The following is an 18,189-nucleotide window of genomic DNA, read 5'->3' on the forward strand; positions in this document are numbered from 1 at the left end:
TGAAACCGGATTTTTTTCACAAAGAAAAAATGCCCCCGCCGGCGCACAGGCAAAGCGCAGGCAGGGGCGGAGGCTGGCTCAGCGGGCCGGCATTATTCCGGCAGATAGATGTGATGGGGCAGGCCTTCCACATAAATGGGGGTCAGTTCGGCCTGGATCAGGGGCATGGCATAGGAAATGAACTCCGGCATCATGTCGGTGTGGTCGGCGTTGATCCATTCCAGCGGGACCTTCTTTTCCAGGTTGGCCACCTCACTGATGGGATGCAGCTCGGTGGTGGACTGGTAAGGCGCGTTGGAGATACGCTTGATGGCCACCATCTCGCCGGTATGGCCTTCAAATGCGGCCTTGACGGCGGCACCTCCCACCTGGTAGGCTTCGGTGATATCGGTGCGGCTGGTCAGGTGACCGGCGCAGCGCTGCAGGGTGGAAAGCTCAATGCAGCGGGTCTTGGTATCCAGGCGGCGGGCCACGGTATTGGCCAGGAAGCGGGCGGTACCGGTCAGGGCCTTGTGGCCGAAAGCGTCCACCGCGTGCACATCGTCGGCCAGCTCGCAGACGTAGCGGCCATCCTCCAGCTTGACGCCTTCGGACACGGCAATGACAATGCTGGGCTTTTTGGCCTGCATGCGCTCCACCTTTTCCACAAAGCGGTCCACATTGAAGGGGATTTCGGGCAGGCAGATCATATCCACGCCCTCGCAGTCCTCGGCCCGGGCCAGAGCGGCGGCGGCGGTCAGCCAGCCGGCGTTGCGGCCCATGATCTCCACAATGGTCACGTATTTGGTGCCGTAGACGGTGGCGTCCCGGATGATCTCCTTCATCACCACGCCGATGTACTTGGCGGCACTGCCGTAACCGGGGGTGTGGTCGGTGACCATCAGGTCGTTGTCGATGGTCTTGGGCACACCCATGAAGCGGATCTCGCTGCCGATATGGGTGCCGTAATCGGCCAGCTTTCCGATGGTGTCCATACTGTCGTTGCCGCCAATATAGAAGAAGTACCCGATGTCCAGTTCCTTCAGGATGGCAAACAGCTGCTGATACACCTGCTCCCCTTCCGGCGTGTGCCAGTCGGGCAGCTTGTAGCGGCAGCTGCCCAGGTAGCTGGAAGGCGTCCGCTTGAGCAGTTCGATGTCCATGGCGCAGGTCAGCTTTTCATCCAGGACGCAGACACGGCGCTCCAGCAGTCCGGCCACACCGTGCATCATGCCATAGACCTTTTCCGCGCCGCGGCGCTTGCAGCTCTCAAACACACCCGCCAGACTGGCATTGATGACCGAAGTCGGACCGCCAGACTGACCCACAATCGCATTTTTTGCCATATTGAACCTCCCGTAATTCTTTCCGGCACTCGATCTCTGCCGGACCTTTTCCTTGTATTCAGTGTAGCATTTCCGCCCGCTCTTGGCCATTGTGGGAGTTGGCAACCGGATATTTCCCTTTGTGCAAGGCAAGTGTTCCGCTGAGTGGAACGCCGTTCCGTATGTTGAATTTTGCCTTTTCCAGTCGTTCCGCTCAGCGGAACAGCAAGGCTCTCCGCGGAGTGAAAGGCCCCCGCTTTCAGCATTGTAAAAATTGCTTTTCTGCACGTTTCCCTTCCCCCGCCGCCTCTTCCCATGGAGCGGAAAGTGAAAGCCCGTCCCTGCACAAAAGGCGCAGGAACGGGCTTTTTTAGAATCAGGCCGTCAGACCGCTGTCCTTCAGGCCCTCAATCAATTTTTGTGTATAAAGGGCGGCGCCCTCACTGTTCAGATGGTTGTTGCTGTCATAGAAGTATCCGGCGTCCATGACGGCATCGGGATAATCCACCAGCACCGGCAGGCCCAGTTCTTCCCGCACTGCATCGGCATAGGCGGCATTGTCTTCCGCACTGCTGGTCACGCACAGGGCATTGAGGGGCGCGTGGCTGAAGAGTACCGTCACCCCGCGCTGTTCCATGGTTTTGGTAAACCGGCGGATGGCCCGCAGGTTATCCTGATCCAGAATTTCCGCACCGAGGGAAACCATGTCCTGGGTGTTGTACTTGTGTTCCAGGATGTTGGTGCGCGGGGTGACCACATCCCCCAGGGGACCGAAGTCATCACTGTGGGGCGTCTGGCCGGGAGCGTAGTCATATGTCGTCCAGTGCAGGCCCTGCAAGGGAGTCCAGTCACTGGGCCAGCGCTGGGCCAGATACCGTCCGGCACTGGCCGCCGCCCCCAGCCACAGGTCCGGCGGCACGCAGGCCCAGGCATCCGGGTCGGTTCCGCAGGCCTGCCACAGCACCAGATAATCCACCCCGGTGTCCCGGAGCATCAGATGTTCCAGCATGAGGATCACCGTATCCCCCGGCTGGGCGTAGCGCTCCAGCATGTTTAGGTACATATCCACCCCCAGATAGGCTGTCACCCCCACGCAGTAGGTGGGCCGGCCGGTGGCGTCAGCAATGGCCTGACAGTCGGTGCCGTACTCGGTGGAGGAACCGCCTGCAATGAGGATGCGGTCACCGCCGGGGGTGTCCCGCAGCAGGTCCAGTTTGTAATGCAGGGTATACAGAAGGCTCTGCTGGGTGGTTTCGGGCACGAAACCGATACAACCGATCAGCAGGGCAAAGGGCAGGCAGAGTGCCAGCAGAAAGACCAGCAGTTTGCCCAGATAGCCGGCGAATGCTTGTTTTGTCATAGTGCCTCCCCTGTCAGAACTGGAAATAAATGAAATCGGCGGTGGCACCGAAGGGGCGGGAACAAAGTGCCGCCAGCACTCCGAAGCAGAGCAGATAATAAAAAGCATACCGCTGCCAGGGACGGGCACGGCAGATGGCGCGCAGGGGGTCGGTGCGGTAGGCGGCGTACCAGTCATAGACCAGCAGGGCTGCCATGAGGGCAAAGGCCAGCCCCAGCAGCGCCGGCGTAAGCCCCGCCGCCCCTGCATAAGCCAGCAGGTGCACCGGGCTGAGTCCCTGCCCCAGATGGGTCAGCACATATACCAGATCAGACAGATCGTTGGCCCGGAAGAAGATCCAGCCGAAGCCGACGATGCAGCAGGTGACCATGGTACGCAGGACCGAGAAAGCCGCGGCCCGGGCGCCCTGCAGGCGGTTCTGCAGGGCCTCCACGCGGGGCAGGTAGAAGGTCTCGGCGCAGAGCCACAGGCCGTGATACAGTCCCCACAGCACAAAGGTCCAGCTGGCCCCGTGCCACAGGCCGCTGAGCAGAAAGGTCACCACCAGATTGCGCAGATGCCGCCCCCGGCTGCAGCGGCTGCCGCCCAGGGGGATGTACACATAATCGGTAAACCAGCGGGTCAGGCTGATATGCCACCGGCGCCAGAAATCCTTGACGCTGCGGGCCATGTACGGGCTGCGGAAGTTTTCCATCAGGTCGATGCCCAGCAGTCGGGCACTGCCCACCGCAATGTCGGAGTAGCCGGAGAAGTCGCAGTAGATCTGCACACTGAACAGCATGGTGGCCAGGATCAGGGTCAGGCCGCCCTTCCCTGCCAGATCGTTATAGACGTTGTTCACATAGGTGGAGACAAAGTCGGCAATGACCACTTTCTTGAACATCCCCACGCAGATCTTGCGAAGGCCGGCGCTGAAATTGCCCAGGTCCGGATCATGCCTTTGATGCAGCTGGGGCAGCAGGCTGCCGGCACGCTCGATAGGGCCGGCCACCAACTGAGGAAAGAAGCTGACATACAGGGCATAGTAGCCGAAATGCCCTTCGGCTTGCAGGTCTCCCCGGTAGACGTCCACCACATAGCTGAGGGTCTGGAAGGTATAAAAGCTGATGCCCACCGGCAGAACCAGTTCCAGGGTGGTGGGCTGCAGAGGCAGCCCCACCGCCTGCAGCAGCGCCGTGACGTTCTGAGAGAAAAAGTTGAAATATTTGAAAAAGAACAGACAGGCCAGACACAACCCCACACCGCTCCACAGCGCGGCCTTGCGCAGACCGGGGCGTGCGGCGTGCTGCACGGCCAGCGCGGCCAGCCAGCTGACCACGGTGGTGAAGAGAATCAGCACAATGAGTTCCGGGTTCCAGCTCATGTAAAAGTAATAGCTGAAGCCCAGCAGTGCCGCCCAGCGCCAGCGCTGGGGCAGCAGAAAATAAACCAGAACGGCCAGGGGCAGAAAGACCGCATAGGCCAGAGAATTAAACAGCATGAGACAATTCCTTGTTGTGATAACAAAAAGGTGTCCCCGCCGGACAATACGGCGAGGACAGCATCAGAAAGGAACGGTTACTTAAAGGCGGGCAGGTTCCGCGTGCAGATAAAGCTGACGAACCAGAAGCGCCACCAGAATCACCAGGATCAGCGTGGCGAATTCCGTGGGCCAGACTCCGATCACACCGGCCTGATACAGCATGGCAGGCAGGTTGGATACAGCATGCAGGCCGATGGCAGCGGGATAGCCCCAGGCGGGCAGACGGCGGGTGACCACCATCCAGATCAGCATGGACAGGGCCAGATGCAGCCCGATGGCACACAGCCGCTCAAAGCCGGCGGCCAGCCACTGGGTGGCGGGCACCGCCGCCAGCTGGGCCAGCTGCTCCTGGGCCAGGGTGATCTGGTCCCCTTCCAGGCCGGTGAGCAGGCTGTCGGTATTGCCGCTGTTGATGGCATACATGACCATGAGGTTGTTGACCATGGTGAGTCCTGCCAGCAGAATGGCCTCGATACCGCCGTGGCCCACACCATAGGCAAAGCCCACCGCGGGAGATTTGTCTTTCCGGCACAGCATACGGAGGCCGAGCAGGCGGGCCGTTTCCTCAAACAGACCGGCCGTCAGGCAGCCGTACAGGCAGAACACCACGATATTGTCCCGGATATTGGGAAAAGCGGTGAACACAAGGCCATGCAGGATCTGTTCCAGCACATAGGCGCTGACAATAAAGCAGAACGCGCCGATCATGATGGCATAGCCGCTGCCCTTATGCTTGCGGTTCACCGCAATGCCAAGGCCGATGGGCACGCCAAAAATCACCAGCAGACTGAGCATGGCACAGGCCACCGAAGGAAAAGGAACCGACGTAGGCATACAAAGCACCTCATTCTTTATCCGAGACCGCCGCCCGCGAACGGGTATCATTTAGACGATCCTCTAAATTATGCCTCATTATACCGCACCGTGCCGCACCTGTCAATTTTGCGGCAAAGGGCTGCCATACGCAAATTACAGTTGACAACCTTCCGTTCGTTTGCTATAATGTTAAAGCTATATAAAGCAGCGGATAAGTGCCCGTAGCTCAGTTGGTAGAGCATCTGACTTTTAATCAGAGGGTCCAGGATTCGAGTTCCTGCGGGCGCACCAAAGAAACAACGATAGAGAGCCATTATTTGGTCGTTATCGTTGTTTCTTTTTTTATTGTTTTCGCTTTTGACTACTTTTTGACTACTAAAAAAATAGGCAGACGTTCCAATAGGAATGTCTGCCTATTTTCATTTTTACTTTTCCCTACGGCTCTGGGTACCGAAGTAGAATGCCACCACCATGGTGACGATGGTCATCACCGTGTCGGGCTGCAGCTGGCCGGTCAGGGCCATGACCGCAAACACCGCAATGACCACCAGGGTCACTATGGTCTTGACCTTGATGAGGGCCGCCAGGTTCTGCCAGAGTTCCTGCACAGGGCTGGTCTCGGTCTGGATGACCGGATTATTCTCTTCCTGCATGGTTTTCTCCTTTCATTCTCTACCGGAGCACACCGGCAGACTTATGCCAGCCCTTCAAAGACAGCGCCGTCATCCATGGTAATGCGGACGTTTTTTCCGTGGGCTTCTCGCAGTGTGATCCTGCGCCCCATCCTACTGTCCCTCCTTATCAAATCCATACTTTTCCTGCAGCTGCTTCAGCTTCTGGCTGCGCTCCCGGCACAAGTCCGCGGTGTCCCAGCCATCGCGGCCCCGGTATCCTTCCGGCGGGCGGCGGGCTTCGATCTTTTTATCGTACTCCGCAAACAATGCTTCCGCCTCCTTTCGATAGGCGGAAAAGTTCGGACTGTTTTTATCGATCATCGCGCACCACCCTTTCATAGCGGAACCGGTATTCCTGAGAAAGCAGTTTCATCGCCTCGTGATATTCGTCCGTATCGGGATCAATACGACCGTAGAATTCCATCTCCCTTACAGGACCATCCAGGATTTCCCTGAACCGTCCAGTAACGTCTTCATACTTCGCAAGGAGCGTTTCGGGGGTCCGCTCCATGAAGTAAATGTAACGGTCATCACTTGCCTGGGAATATTGTACCTCATATTCCAGGAAAAAACCAGCATCTTCACCGCTCATGGAATAGTGGGTACTTTTGGCCGGATGGTTATGGTAGGAGTAGGACCCTTTCAATGTGTGCCCGTATTCGCTTTGGATGGTTTCCGGGTGTACAGAAGCGGTGGTTCCCTTTGTTCTCCAAACAGTTCCATCCCGCAGGATTGTATAGTCCTCCTCATGGGGCAGATCATGCGTACGCTTTTCTACTTCCTGCAGGAAAGCCTTGGCATGCCCGTCGGACATTTCCGGCAGCTTTCCGATTTGTTTCGGCAGTTCTCCATCGGTGCGTCCCGTATCAGAGACTTTGCCCGCATATCGCCCCTTGTCTGCCGGCATGGAGCTTCCCGGAAGGTCATTCCGCTCCCGCCAGCGGTCCCGGCGCAGCACGTCGCCGTGCTCGTTCACAAACTCACGCAGTGCCTTCTGGTCCCGGCGAAGGGTCTCCTTGTACTCCTTCACCTTGTCCGGGTCCTGGGTACCTTCCACGAGCCGCTTGTCCTCGCGCACCTTCAGTTCCATACGGCACTGTTTGGCTTCCAGCTTGTTGACCGCCTCGATTTTGGCCTTGTCCATGGGCTTGGGCCGACGGCTGACGCCTTCGATCCAGGTCCCCACCGTGTGGCGGCAGTTGGGGTGGAACAGACCGGCCTTGACCGCTACACTCAGCAGCATATAACTGCGGCCATTGCGGCTGACGCCATAGCTCCCGCCGGGGGTTCGTTCTCCGCTGTACGGCTGCCACACATCATCGATGTAGACCACCCCTTGCCAGGGCAGGCAGGTATCGCTGCAGGCGCCGCACTGGCTGACCAGCACGGTATCGATGCCTATGCGCTCCCGCTTCTGGGCCTCTCCCAGCAGCATGGCCCGTGTGTTGGAGGTGCGCAGCGCCATCTCGGCATAGGTGGCGATATTGACCCGGCGCCCGTTCTTATACCGGATGCAGGTGATGCCTTGCACCAGGAAATCCTTGACCGCCAGATCCGCCGCCTGCTGCATGGTGACGCCGCCGGCAGTCAGAGCCGCGTCCGCCCGCAGGATGGTGCGCCGGTACACGTCGTCCATATACCGCAAGGCCGCCTTCTGCACGTCGGCTTCTGTGGCGGTCATCTCATCGATGAGCGCCCCTACCTTATCGGCATTGACGCCGAAGAAAGCCTGCTCACTGCCGTCCGCCTCGGCGAACTGCTCTTCCATCATGGTCCGGGTCTCGGCGTCGATGCTGGAGGAGAACTCGTCCACGATCTTCTGGTTTTGCTGGCGGAACTTGTTCAGGTTACGCAGCTTCTCAGCCTGCCAGGCGGGCCAGGATTCGGGGACGCCGCCCTTGCCGCCCTCCGCCTTTTCCTGATCCTTGTGGCGCCGCAGGTTGCGCTTGAGCGACTGGATCAGCCGCAGTTCCAGGTCGGCAAAGAGATCCGCGATTTCCCGGGCGGTCATTTCAGGCTATCCCCACCCAGGGCCGGCTCTTCCAGTTCGGCAATGCCGCGCTCGTTCAGGATGCGCCGCACTTCCGCCGCTTTCCAATCGTCATCCTTGCTGGACCCCCACAGTTCATCCACCTGTGCCTGCACGCTCATGATGCCGCCGGTGGCCGCGCTGGACAACGTCTTGACCCGGCTGTCGAAGTCGGGGGCACCGTATTCCCCGAAGCTGACGGTGGCCTTATATGTCCCCGGCATCTTTCCGGCCAGGATGTCCGCCGCAGCCAGTGCGGTCTGGGCCAGCTGATGTATGCAATCGGTGCAGCTAAAAGCTGAGGCAATTTCCACAGCACCTTTCTGAAACGTTCTTGAACGGCATCTGGCCCCCGGGAAAAACGGAGCAAGACGCCGGACCATCTCCGAAACAAAAAACAGCCCCGCAGATGTCTCCATCTGCGGGGCTGTTGAACTTTTTACTGATATTGCGCGTTGAGGAACATGGGTTTGATGGCCACGACCTCGTCGTACTCTTCCTGTTCCACCTGCACGCCGGCATTCAGGGCTTTCAGATCCTGCTTGACCACCTCCAGGGCTTCCTCCGCGGAGTTGGCCCTGCCGTCCAGCACCGCCCGCTGCATGCGACGCAGCACAATGGGATGGGCGTAGCGGACCGGCACCGGGAAGTTTTGGAGGGAAGACAGGTACTGTTCCATATCGTCCATGGACGTCTTTTCCTGCCTGAGGATGCTGCCACGGTTGTTGCGGGCGGTGGGCAGCACACTGAATCCGGCAAAGGTAAAGACAGCCGCCAGCCCGAACAGGGCAAAGTAAACGCTGAAACCGCCCTTGCCCATGAGCAGGGACCATAACCCGTACACGATCCCCGCAAACCCCAGGGCCGTGATAGCCATGGCCACCCACCGGTAGCTGGGGCTGGAGCGCTCATAGGCGCGCCTGCGCTGTGCCGCACGGCTCAAGGCGCTGCTCAGTTCCGGCTTTTGTTCCAGGTAATCAATGGCCTGCTGCAGTTCCTTCACCACCTGTTGGCCGTGGGGTGTCAGGGGCGGACGTCTGCGTTCGGCTTCCTCTTTTTCGGCCTGCCGCTTGGCCAGCCGTTCTTCGGCCGCGGCACTGACCAGCTTGATCTGCGGCTGCTCCTTTGCCAGCTTTTCCAGGAAGGCGTCCACCTGCTCCTCATGCTTGAAGTTGCACTGCTTCTGCTGCCCGTTGTCATACACCACCACCAGGTAGGGCATACTGGCAAACACGCCTTTTCCGGTGTAGCCGCCGCGGCTCATGGCCACCCGCTTGAACACCCGCTGCACCGCCGAGATGGGGATGTAATAGCGGCGGTCGATGAAAAAGCTGTTCAGGTACAGTGCCTTTTTGCCCAGGCCGCAGGGACCAATCTTGCGGCAGTTCTTTTTGTCAATTTCCAGTTCCCAGGGTTCCAGGCGGGAGGTGCTGAGAGGATAGGGTTTGAAGATCATGGCGGAAAACCTCGCTTGTGTGGAAGATGCGCCAACACAAAAGCCGGCCGCCTTTGAACAGCGGCCGGCTCTCAGTTGTACGTTGCCGGCTCAGCCGCGCAGGATCAGGCCTGCGCTTTTGCCGAATGTCTCTTGGTGGCCATCAGGAAGATGACGAGCAGAGCAATGGCGAAGATGATGCCGATGGGATAGGCAACCGCGGTGTTGTACACGGTGGCGCCGTCGGCCGTCTTGCCGTTGACCAGACCGCCCAGGCATTCCGGAGCCAGGATGAAGTAGGTGCTGGAAACCGCGCTCATGAAGGTAGCGGGCACGGCAGTGATCCAGAAGTTCTTCTTCTCAACGAACAGGAACATGGAAGCAGCCCACAGAACGATCATGGCCAGGGTCTGGTTGGTCCAGCTGAAGTAACGCCAGATCACGGTGTAGTCGATGTAGCCCAGTGCATTGCCGATGCCCAGAACGGCACCAACGCCCAGCACGGGAATGCAGAGCTTCAGGCGGTTGACATAGGAACCCTGATCGATCTTGAACCAGTCGGCCAGGGTCAGACGGGCGGAACGGAACGCGGTATCGCCGGAAGTGATGGGGCAGACAACCACGCCGATCATGGCCAGCGCGGTGCCGATACCGCCCATGGTGCGGGAGCAGACGTCATAGATGGCAGCAGACTGACCTTCCGCCAGCGCAGCCGCCAGACCGGTGTTCAGACCGCCGGTGACTTCATACAGAGCGCAGCCGGCAGCAGCCCAGATCAGGGCGATGATGCCCTCGGCGACCATGGCGCCGTAGAAGACGAAGTGGCCCTGTTTCTCGCTCTTCATGCAGCGCGCCATCAGGGGCGACTGGGTGGAGTGGAAACCGGAGATGGCACCGCAGGCCACCGTGATGAACATGAAGCTCCAGATGGGGGTGGCGGAGGGGTGCATATTGTACAGATGGGTCCAGATTTCGGGGATGGTGAATTCAGGGTTGGTGTAGATGCCGACAATGACACCGATGGCCATGATGACCAGGCAGATACCGAATACAGGATAGATCTTGCCGATGATCTTATCAATGGAGATAAAGGTCGCGATGAAGTAGTAGATGAGGATCAGGACCAGCCAGAACAGGGTGGTGGCCAGGAAGCCGGTGGCACCGAAGTTCTTGCACAGGGTGACGATCAGGCCTGCAGGGCCCACTGCAAAGACGGTACCGACCATGATCAGCAGCACCACCGAGAACACACGCATGACGTTCTGCATGGCGTGGCCCAGGTATTTGCCGGTGACTTCGGCGATGGAGCCGCCGTCGTTGCGTTCACTGATCATACCGGAGAAGTAGTCGTGAACGCCGCCCGCAAAGATGGTACCGAAGGTGATCCACAGGAACACGATGGGTCCCCACAGAGCACCCTGCATGGCGCCGAAGATCGGTCCCAGGCCAGCGATGTTCAGCAGCTGGACCAGGAACAGCTTCCACTGAGGCATCACGACGTAGTCAACGCCGTCATTGATGCGCACGGCGGGAGTTTCGCGGTCGTCCGGACCGAAGGTGTTGTCGACGACTTTGCCGTAAGTAAAGTAGCCGATCAGCAAAATGGCCAGACAGATAACAAAACTTACCATAAAGATTCCTCCCATTATTATTTCAGCACCGTTTCGCGCGGTACTGTTTGAAACCGTATCGGGTGGTATTGCCTCTATGGATTCACCTGATTTCCCCGTTTGTTATTATAGCACTCTGTCAAAATAATTCAATATTTTTGGATTTTTTTGTCCCATTTCACCAATTTTTTTGATTTTTTGCCGCATATCGTTCTTTGTATTGCAAAGGTTTCACCCCCGGTCTTCTGCCGCTTTTTCCGCGCAAAAAAGAAAACCTCACGTATGACCGCGAGGTTTTCAAAATCAGGGACCGTTTTCTTTCCCGGTCTCCGGCCGCCTGCCGGAAGCCGGAAACCGGAAATGTTTTTTGCATTCTGAGAAAGCAGATCCTCTTTCCGCAGACGAGTCCGAAAGGGTTTATTCCTCTTCTTCCCGCCGGGGCGCAGGGATGGTCTTCACCCCGAACAGGAAGTACAAAACATGGAAGACCCACACGGCCCCCAGCACGATGCGGCCCAGCAGCACGGCATGCATCATCAGGAATCCCACGCTCATGAGCAGGGTGACCACCACCATGATGCGCACCTTGGTTCTGAGGGTCATGCCCCGGCCGGCCACATAGCTTTCCAGATTGTCTTTGTACAGGCGGGTGGAACGGAACCAGCGGTCCAGTCTTTCGGAACTTCTGCCGAAGCAGAAAGCCGCCAGGAGCAGGAAGGGAAAGGCCGGCAGCAGGGGCAGCACCGCCCCCAGCGCCCCCAGGCCCAGGCCCAGAAAGCCGCCCGCCAGATACAGGATTTTTTTCAGCTTCATTGTGGAATCTCCTTATGTATTTTCCCGCGCAGGGTCTCTGCCATATGATACAGCGCCAGCATCGGGTGGACCAGCAGCATCCGCGGGCCGGAAAACCGCATGACCTGACGGATCTTTTCCCGCATCTCCGGCCGGTAGCAGTGCACCGGACACCGGGAACAGAAGGTCTTTTGTTCCATGAACGGGCAGCGCTGGCTGCGGGCCCGGGCGTATTCCAGCAGAGCCGCACAGTCGGGGCACAAGTTGCCCTTTGTGTGGTGCTTTTTGCGGCAGTACAGTCCGATCATACAGGCCACCACCTGCTGTTCCCGCTCCCGTTTCTGCTGTGTGGTCATCAGCTGCACCTCCCGGCATCCACCTGCAGCACCCGGTCCGCGACCCGCATGGTGGACTGCCGGTGGGATACCAGCACCACCGTGCGGCCCGCCCGCTCACGCTGCAGGGAGCGCAGGATGACCGCTTCGTTCAGGCTGTCCAGATTGCTGGTAGGCTCATCCAGCAGCATGAACGGCGCATTGTGCAGGAAAGCCCGGGCCAGCCCCAGGCGCTGGCGTTCCCCGCCGGAGAGGGTATCTCCCAGTTCTCCCACCTGGGTGTCGTACCCCTTTGGCAGGGAGAGGATGAAATCATGGACCGAAGCCTTGCGGCAGGCTTCCTCGATCTGGGCATCGGTGGCGTCCAGTCTGGCAATGCGCAGGTTGTTGCGGATGGTGTCATGGAAAAGGTGGGTCTGCTGGGTGACGTAGCTTTCCATCTTGCGCAGGTCGTCGGTGTTGATCTGTCCCACCGGTTTGCCGGACAGGCGGATTGCCCCGCTGTCCGCTTCCCAGAAGCGCATGAACAGCTTGAGCAGGGTGGATTTGCCGCTGCCGCTGCGGCCCACGATGCCCAGGATCTGGTTTTGGGGCACCTGTACTGACAGTTCCCGCAGGACAGGCTGGTCCTCGTATCCAAAGCTGACATTCTCGGCATCGGCACCGGAAAATCGGGTGGCGGGCTGTCCGGACACATCCCGTACCTGGGGCGTTTCCTGCAAAATGTCCAGCACCCGGTTGCCCGCGGCAAAGGTGTTCTGCAGGGTGCCGCCCAGCCCCGCCAGGGCCACCACCGGGCCGAAGGAGCTCATGAGGGCCACGGTAGGTACCAACACGCCATCAAAGGGCAGCTGCCCCTGCTGATACAGCACCGCCGCCGTCAGGAGCATTCCCAGGTCAAACAGCAAAATCAGGGCATTGGTCAGGGCCATGCCCCAGCCGGAGATCCATTTCAGGCGGGATTCCTCCCGGGTAAGGGCCACGGTCCGCTGGTCCAGTTCCCGGCGGCGCTGCACACCCTGGGCATACTGCAGAGTCTCGGGCAGGCCGCGCAGGCTGTCCAGCACGAAGCTGCTCAGCGCCCCCGACTCAGTGCGGAAACGCAGTCCGTGAGTCCCGCTGGCCCGGGAGATGAGCAGCGGGATCACCGCCCCCACGCAGAGATAGGCGCCCAGGGCAAGCAGGCCCAGCAGCGGATGGAAGCTGCCGATAAAGACCGACAGGATGCCGCTGAACAGCACCGCAATCAGCACCGGGGAGATGGTGTGGGCGTAAAAGACCTCCAGCAGTTCAATGTCGGAGGTGATCACGCTGATGAGGTTGCCCTTGTCCCGCACTTCCAGTTTGGCAGGTGCCAGCGCGCGCAGGGCCCGGAAGACCTTGTCCCGCAGCAGAGCCAGCAGCTTGAAGGCGATAAAGTGGTTGCAGGCCTGTTCCCCGTACCGCAGGGTGGCCCGCATCACCGCCATGGCCGCGATGCAGCCGAAGAGTCCGGCCAGCCCCAGAGGGGCAGGCAGTCCCAGGATGCCGCACAGGGCGTATACACCGAATATGGTGAGAAAGGCGGCGCACAGATGTCCGGCCAGACCCATGGACACAGCCAGGACCATATATCCGGCCAGAGGCCGGACCAGACCGATCAGTTGGCGCATGACGGCAAAGCCGCTCCGTTGTTTCATTGGGGTTCCTCCTTGAGATTTTCCAGAGCCTGCTGAGCGTTCCACAACCGGGCGTACGCCCCCTTCCGGGCCAGCAGCTCCCGATGCAGACCGGCTTCGGTCACCTTGCCGCCCTGCAGTACATAAATGCGGTCGGCGGTTTCCACATTGGCCAGACGGTGGGAAATCAGGATCACCGTCTTGGTGCCGGCCATGGCCCGGATGCGTTCCATGATATCGTTCTCACTCTCCACGTCAATATTGGAGGTGGCTTCGTCAAAGATGTAGATGGGGCTGTCATGCAAAATGGCCCGGGCCAGAGCCAGACGCTGACACTGACCGCCGGACAGGTTGGCGCCCCGTTCTGCCACGGGGGTGTCCAGCCCCTGTTCCGCCCGCAGGAAGTCCGCCAGACAAACTTCCTCCAGCACCTGCCACAAGGCATGATCGTCGGCCTTGGGGCTGCCCATGCGCAGGTTTTCCCGGACGGTGCCCTTGAAAAGGTAGCTCTGGTGCCCCACATAGGTCACCTTGGAGAGCAGGCTTGCCTCGGTGATGCGATCCAGCGGGATCCCCCCGATGGTCACCCCACCGGTCCAACCCCGGTTGCGTCCGGTGAGGACCCCGGCCAGGGTGGATTTTCCGCAGCCGCTCTCCCCCACCACCGCGATGAAGCTTCCCTGCCCCGCTACCAGGTCCACGCCGTTGAGCACCGGATGGTCGGGCGTGTACCCGAAGGTCAGGTTCTCACACCGGACAGTCACGTCCCGGCCCAGGGTCTGGGTACCGGCGGCAGGTTCGGGTGCATCCAGCAGGCGGAAGATTTTTTCCGAGGCGGCCATCCCGTTCATGGCAATATGGAAGTAGCTGCCCAGCAGCCGCATGGGCAGGAAGAAATCCGCCGCCAGCAGCAGGATGAACAGGGCGCCGTCCAGCTGCACGCTGCCGTCCCGGAAGGCCAGTACCGCCAGAACAATGCCTGCCGCCGCGCCGCCGTAAGCCACCAGGTCCATGATGGTGATGGAGTTCAGCTGCATGGTCAGGACCTTCATGGTGATGCGGCGGAACTTTTCCGATTCCCGGTTCATCTCCTCATGTTTGAATTGGTCTGCCTGGTAGATCTTCAGGGTGGTCAGGCCCTGAAGATTTTCCAGGAAGGTATCCCCCAGGGCGGTGTACTGGCCCCAGTATTTGCCCAGCAGCTTTTTGGCCCAGGTCTGTACCGCCGCGATGGCCGCGGGGATCAGGGGCACACAGACCAGCAGCACCGCGGCGGCGGGCAGATTGACCCGGCAGAGCACTGCGAACAGGGTCAGGGGCGCCAGCATGGCGTAAAAGAACTGGGGCAGATAGGCGCCGAAGTAGGTTTCCAGCTGGTCCACCCCTTCCACCGCCACCTGCACCACCTCGCCGGTGCTGACCCGCTCCCGGTAGGACGCGCCCAGGCGCAGCAGTTTGTCGTAAATCAATCCCCGCAGCCGCAGTTTGACCGTCCGGCTGGACAGAAACGCCATGCGGGAGGCTCCCACGCTGCAGGCCACACGCACCGCCACCGCTGCCAGCACCAGGGCGGCGGCTCGGACCAGGGCGCCCGGGGCCAGGTGACCGGTGAAAAGGTCTGCCAGGACCCGGCAGAAGACCCCCATGAGCAGGATATTGGCGGCCAGGGACACCCACTGCAGGGCCACGTTGGCGGCAATGTATTTTTTGCTTTCCCCCACCGCAGCGATGAGGCGCTTGTTGATCATCATGACTTTTGTTTCCTTTCCGTGGATTTGAGGGCCCGACGGCGGGCAAAGCCGTGGGCTGCCATGGCGCACAGGCACAGGATGCCCAGCACGCCGTGCACGGCCCCCGCCACGCCGCCCTGCATCAGTGCCGGGACGCCGCTGGCAAAGGCCAGCAGAAGAAGCGCCAGCAGCGCCACCCCTGCACCTGTGAGTTTTTTGCGGCAGGCGATCATATGCCCCACGCAGAGGAGCAGAAACACGCTGGCCGCCATTTTATGGACCACAGCCCCTGTCAGCGGCTGCAGCATCGTGAGAAGGCCGCTGACCGCCAGCGCACCGTACATCAATTTTTTGCCCATGATATTCTCCATCCTTTCCGTAAAGGAAATCACTTCCGGTTGGTTTGTTGTACCTAACTCCCATTGCAAGAAAAAGGTGCGTTCTTGGTTAGAGCGCACTAACTCGCGTATCATACCATACCCTGCCCGGTTTGTCAACCCGGCACCGGCCTTGCTTTTTCCCCCGTTTGCGGGCATACTGTTTATAAAAAGAAAAAAACAAGGAGGTCGCTTTTCATGTGTACCAGCATCACCGTATCCTCGCCCCTGTGCCTGCACGGGCGCAACCTGGATCTGGAGTATTCCTTCGGGGAGCAGGTGGTCATCACACCCCGGAGCTATGAATACAGGTTTCATCGTCACCCCGCCCTGCCCCGGCACTTTGCCATGATCGGCATGGCCAACGTGGCCGACAACTACCCCTTGTATGCCGAAGCGGTGAACGAGAAAGGGTTGTATATGGCGGGGCTGAATTTTCCCGGCAACGCCTGGTATCCCCCGCAGGAGGAAGTTCTCGGTGAGGCCGTGACACCCTATGAGCTGATCCCGCTTGTGCTGGGACAGTGTGAAAATCTGGCCCAGGCCAAAGAGCTGCTGGAAACGGTACAGCTGGTGGGCATTTCCTTCGCCCCGGGCTATCCCCTGGCACCACTGCACTGGCACATTGCTGATGCCACCGGCGCCCTGGTGGCGGAACCCCGGAAGGACGGCCTGCGTCTGTACGAAGACCCCGCAGGCGTGCTGACCAACAACCCGCCCTTCCCCTATCAGCTGACGGCGCTGAACAATTTTCAACACCTGTCCCCCAAACCGGCGGAAAACCGCTTTGCCGCCGCCCTGCCTCTGGCGCCCTACGGCCAGGGAATGGGGGCCATCGGACTGCCGGGGGACTTTTCGCCCCAGTCCCGGTATGTAAAGGCCTGCTTCCTGAAAGCCAACGCAGTCTGGGGAGACACGCCTCTGAGTGCCGTGGCCCAGTTCTTCCACATTCTGGACGGGGTGGCCATGGTACGGGGCAGCGTGCGCACCCCGGAGGACAAATGCGATATCACCACCTACTCCTGCTGCATTGACGCGGAACATGGCATCTACTACTTCAAGACCTATGACAACAACCGCATCCGCGCGGTTCATCTCCACGCCGAGGACCTGGAAGCCGATCCCCTGTTCTCCTTCCCGCTGCAGGACCGCCAGGATGTGGAACACCTGAACGGGCGCATTCCCGAGACCCGCTGACAGCATAAAATGACCGCCCCCGCAAAAGCTGCGGAGGCGGTCATGTTTGTTCAGGGATTATTTCTTTTTGGTGTTGCCGCCCATACGACGATCCCGGCGGGCATATTCGGCCAGGGCTTCATCAAAGCTGGCCTTGTCGAAGTCAGGGAAAAGGGTGGGCGTGAAGTAGAACTCCGCGTAGGCGCACTGCCACAGCAGGAAGTTGGAAAGCCGCTCCTCCCCGCTGGTGCGGATCATCAGATCCACCGGAGGAAGGTCCCGATAAAGATGGCTTTCGATGGTGCGCTCGTCGATGGCGGCGGGGTCCAGCCGGCCTTCTTTTACCTCACCGGCGATGGCGCGGACGGCATCGGTGATTTCCGCATGGCTGCCGTAGTTCAGGCAGAAGTTGACAATGCCCTTCTTGTTGTCCTTGGTCAGGTCCATCATGTAGTCCATGGCGTCCAGCACCCGCTGCTGCAGGCCGTCCCGCCGGCCGCTGAACAGGACCTGGCAGCCGCGCTCGTTCATCTCATCGGCGATGGTCCGGAAGTTGTTGGCAAACAGGTCCATGAGATAGCCCACTTCCTTGGCATCCCGGGCAAAGTTCTCGGTGGAAAAGACATACAGGCTGAGCACATGCACGCCCCGGTCCCCCACAGCGTAGCGGGTGATCTCTTTCAGGCGTTCAAACCCGGCCTTATGGCCCAGGCTGGCGGGCATCAGCCGCTGGCGGGCCCAGCGGCGGTTGCCGTCCACAATGATGGCAACATGGGTGGGAATACGTGTTTCGTTGGCAGGCATGATTGTCTCCTTTTTCACTGTTGGGCTGTCTGGGGCAAAACGGTCTCAGGGGCGGATTCACCGGGATGCTGCCGCCGCCAGTTGAGGAAACTTTCCAGAATCACCGCGGCGGATACCGAATCCAGCCGCTCCTTGCGTTTGGCGCCGAAGGTATCGTTCTGCGCCAGGATAGCCGCCGCCGAAACGGTGGTGCGGCGTTCATCCCACAGCACCACCGGCATGCCGCAGGCATCGGCCAGACGCTGGGCAAACCGGCGGCTCTTGGTGGCGCGGGCGCCTTCGGTGCCGTCCATGTTTTTGGGCAGCCCCAGCACCACTCCCTCCGACTTTTCCCGGAAAGCCACCGCCGCCACAGCCTGGGCCGCACGGTTCATGCTTTTTTCTTCGATCTGCGGGGTGATGGGCGCACAGACCAGTTCGGTGGCGTCACATCCCGCCAGACCGGTGCGGGAGTCCCCGTAATCCACTGCAATCCATTTCATGGCCAAACCTCCTGAGCCGATGCAAAGTGTACGGCACAGGGCCGCTTTTTCGTACATTATACCATTTGCGTGCCGCGGGCACAAG

Annotated in this window: 18 protein-coding genes and 1 tRNA gene; 2 read left to right on the forward strand and 17 right to left on the reverse strand. The window is 59.9% G+C overall.

The genetic code is table 11. From position 1 onward, the window contains the following. Positions 1-92: 92 nt before the first annotated feature. The 4 genes from AC127K_RS02975 to AC127K_RS02990 all read right to left on the reverse strand — a co-directional run bounded on the left by AC127K_RS02975 (position 93) and on the right by AC127K_RS02990 (position 5,020). Positions 93-1,325, reverse strand: a complete 1,233-nt coding sequence (locus tag AC127K_RS02975; RefSeq protein ID WP_483721508.1) for a 6-phosphofructokinase — start codon at positions 1,323-1,325, stop codon at positions 93-95. 355 nt (positions 1,326-1,680) lie between these two features. After that, entirely contained in the window at positions 1,681-2,664 is a 984-nt protein-coding gene (locus tag AC127K_RS02980; RefSeq protein ID WP_483721509.1) for a hypothetical protein, read from the reverse strand. Between the two features lie 13 nt (positions 2,665-2,677). Continuing rightward, positions 2,678-4,144 carry an MBOAT family O-acyltransferase gene (locus tag AC127K_RS02985; RefSeq protein WP_483721510.1) on the reverse strand — a complete coding sequence of 489 codons (1,467 nt, stop codon included), beginning with the start codon at positions 4,142-4,144 and terminating at the stop codon, positions 2,678-2,680. 81 nt (positions 4,145-4,225) lie between these two features. Then, positions 4,226-5,020: a YhfC family intramembrane metalloprotease gene (locus tag AC127K_RS02990; RefSeq protein ID WP_483721511.1), complete on the reverse strand. Its 795-nt coding sequence runs from the start codon at positions 5,018-5,020 to the stop codon at positions 4,226-4,228. A 197-nt stretch (positions 5,021-5,217) separates the two neighbouring features. Between AC127K_RS02990 and AC127K_RS02995 the strand changes: the two genes are divergently transcribed. Continuing rightward, positions 5,218-5,293 (forward strand) — tRNA-Lys (locus tag AC127K_RS02995). A gap of 134 nt (positions 5,294-5,427) precedes the next feature. Here AC127K_RS02995 and AC127K_RS03000 read toward each other — a convergent pair. The 11 genes from AC127K_RS03000 to AC127K_RS03050 all read right to left on the reverse strand — a co-directional run bounded on the left by AC127K_RS03000 (position 5,428) and on the right by AC127K_RS03050 (position 15,624). After that, positions 5,428-5,655, reverse strand: coding sequence for a hypothetical protein (locus tag AC127K_RS03000; RefSeq protein ID WP_483721512.1), 228 nt, complete (start codon positions 5,653-5,655; stop codon positions 5,428-5,430). A 132-nt stretch (positions 5,656-5,787) separates the two neighbouring features. Further along, on the reverse strand, positions 5,788-5,997 hold the full coding sequence (locus tag AC127K_RS03005; protein ID WP_483721513.1) for a hypothetical protein: 210 nt from the start codon (positions 5,995-5,997) through the stop codon (positions 5,788-5,790). Next, the gene (locus tag AC127K_RS03010) at positions 5,987-7,687 is read right to left on the reverse strand and encodes a phage minor capsid protein (protein ID WP_483721514.1); all 1,701 of its coding nucleotides are present in this window, start codon (positions 7,685-7,687) and stop codon (positions 5,987-5,989) included. The genes AC127K_RS03005 and AC127K_RS03010 overlap by 11 nt, the downstream gene beginning before the upstream one ends. Further along, positions 7,684-8,019 (reverse strand): hypothetical protein, encoded by a 336-nt coding sequence (locus tag AC127K_RS03015; RefSeq protein WP_483721515.1) that lies wholly within the window; start codon positions 8,017-8,019, stop codon positions 7,684-7,686. The genes AC127K_RS03010 and AC127K_RS03015 overlap by 4 nt, the downstream gene beginning before the upstream one ends. A 125-nt stretch (positions 8,020-8,144) precedes the next feature. After that, entirely contained in the window at positions 8,145-9,161 is a 1,017-nt protein-coding gene (locus AC127K_RS03020; protein WP_483721516.1) for an ATPase P, read from the reverse strand. A 104-nt stretch (positions 9,162-9,265) separates the two neighbouring features. After that, the gene (locus tag AC127K_RS03025; protein ID WP_483721517.1) at positions 9,266-10,771 is read right to left on the reverse strand and encodes a carbon starvation CstA family protein; all 1,506 of its coding nucleotides are present in this window, start codon (positions 10,769-10,771) and stop codon (positions 9,266-9,268) included. Positions 10,772-11,167: 396 nt separating this feature from the next. Continuing rightward, the gene (locus AC127K_RS03030; RefSeq protein WP_294542543.1) at positions 11,168-11,563 is read right to left on the reverse strand and encodes a YbaN family protein; all 396 of its coding nucleotides are present in this window, start codon (positions 11,561-11,563) and stop codon (positions 11,168-11,170) included. After that, positions 11,560-11,898: a nitrous oxide-stimulated promoter family protein gene (locus AC127K_RS03035; protein WP_483721518.1), complete on the reverse strand. Its 339-nt coding sequence runs from the start codon at positions 11,896-11,898 to the stop codon at positions 11,560-11,562. The genes AC127K_RS03030 and AC127K_RS03035 overlap by 4 nt, the downstream gene beginning before the upstream one ends. Then, positions 11,898-13,556, reverse strand: coding sequence for an amino acid ABC transporter ATP-binding/permease protein (locus tag AC127K_RS03040; protein ID WP_483721519.1), 1,659 nt, complete (start codon positions 13,554-13,556; stop codon positions 11,898-11,900). The genes AC127K_RS03035 and AC127K_RS03040 overlap by 1 nt, the downstream gene beginning before the upstream one ends. Next, positions 13,553-15,286, reverse strand: coding sequence for an ABC transporter ATP-binding protein/permease (locus tag AC127K_RS03045; protein WP_483721520.1), 1,734 nt, complete (start codon positions 15,284-15,286; stop codon positions 13,553-13,555). Before AC127K_RS03045 ends, AC127K_RS03040 begins: the two co-directional genes overlap by 4 nt. Further along, positions 15,283-15,624, reverse strand: coding sequence for a heme transporter CcmB (locus AC127K_RS03050; protein WP_483721521.1), 342 nt, complete (start codon positions 15,622-15,624; stop codon positions 15,283-15,285). Before AC127K_RS03050 ends, AC127K_RS03045 begins: the two co-directional genes overlap by 4 nt. A 216-nt stretch (positions 15,625-15,840) precedes the next feature. Here AC127K_RS03050 and bsh point away from each other — a divergent pair, with 216 nt between their 5' ends. After that, positions 15,841-16,839, forward strand: a complete 999-nt coding sequence (gene bsh / locus AC127K_RS03055; protein WP_483721522.1) for a choloylglycine hydrolase — start codon at positions 15,841-15,843, stop codon at positions 16,837-16,839. Between the two features lie 57 nt (positions 16,840-16,896). On the opposite strand, the gene uppS is transcribed toward bsh, so the two are convergent. Then, entirely contained in the window at positions 16,897-17,622 is a 726-nt protein-coding gene (uppS, locus tag AC127K_RS03060; protein ID WP_483721523.1) for a polyprenyl diphosphate synthase, read from the reverse strand. 14 nt (positions 17,623-17,636) lie between these two features. Then, positions 17,637-18,104: a Holliday junction resolvase RuvX gene (ruvX, locus tag AC127K_RS03065; protein ID WP_294542552.1), complete on the reverse strand. Its 468-nt coding sequence runs from the start codon at positions 18,102-18,104 to the stop codon at positions 17,637-17,639. Positions 18,105-18,189: the final 85 nt, after the last annotated feature.

It is taken from the genome of Subdoligranulum sp. DSM 23681 (assembly GCF_057005535.1).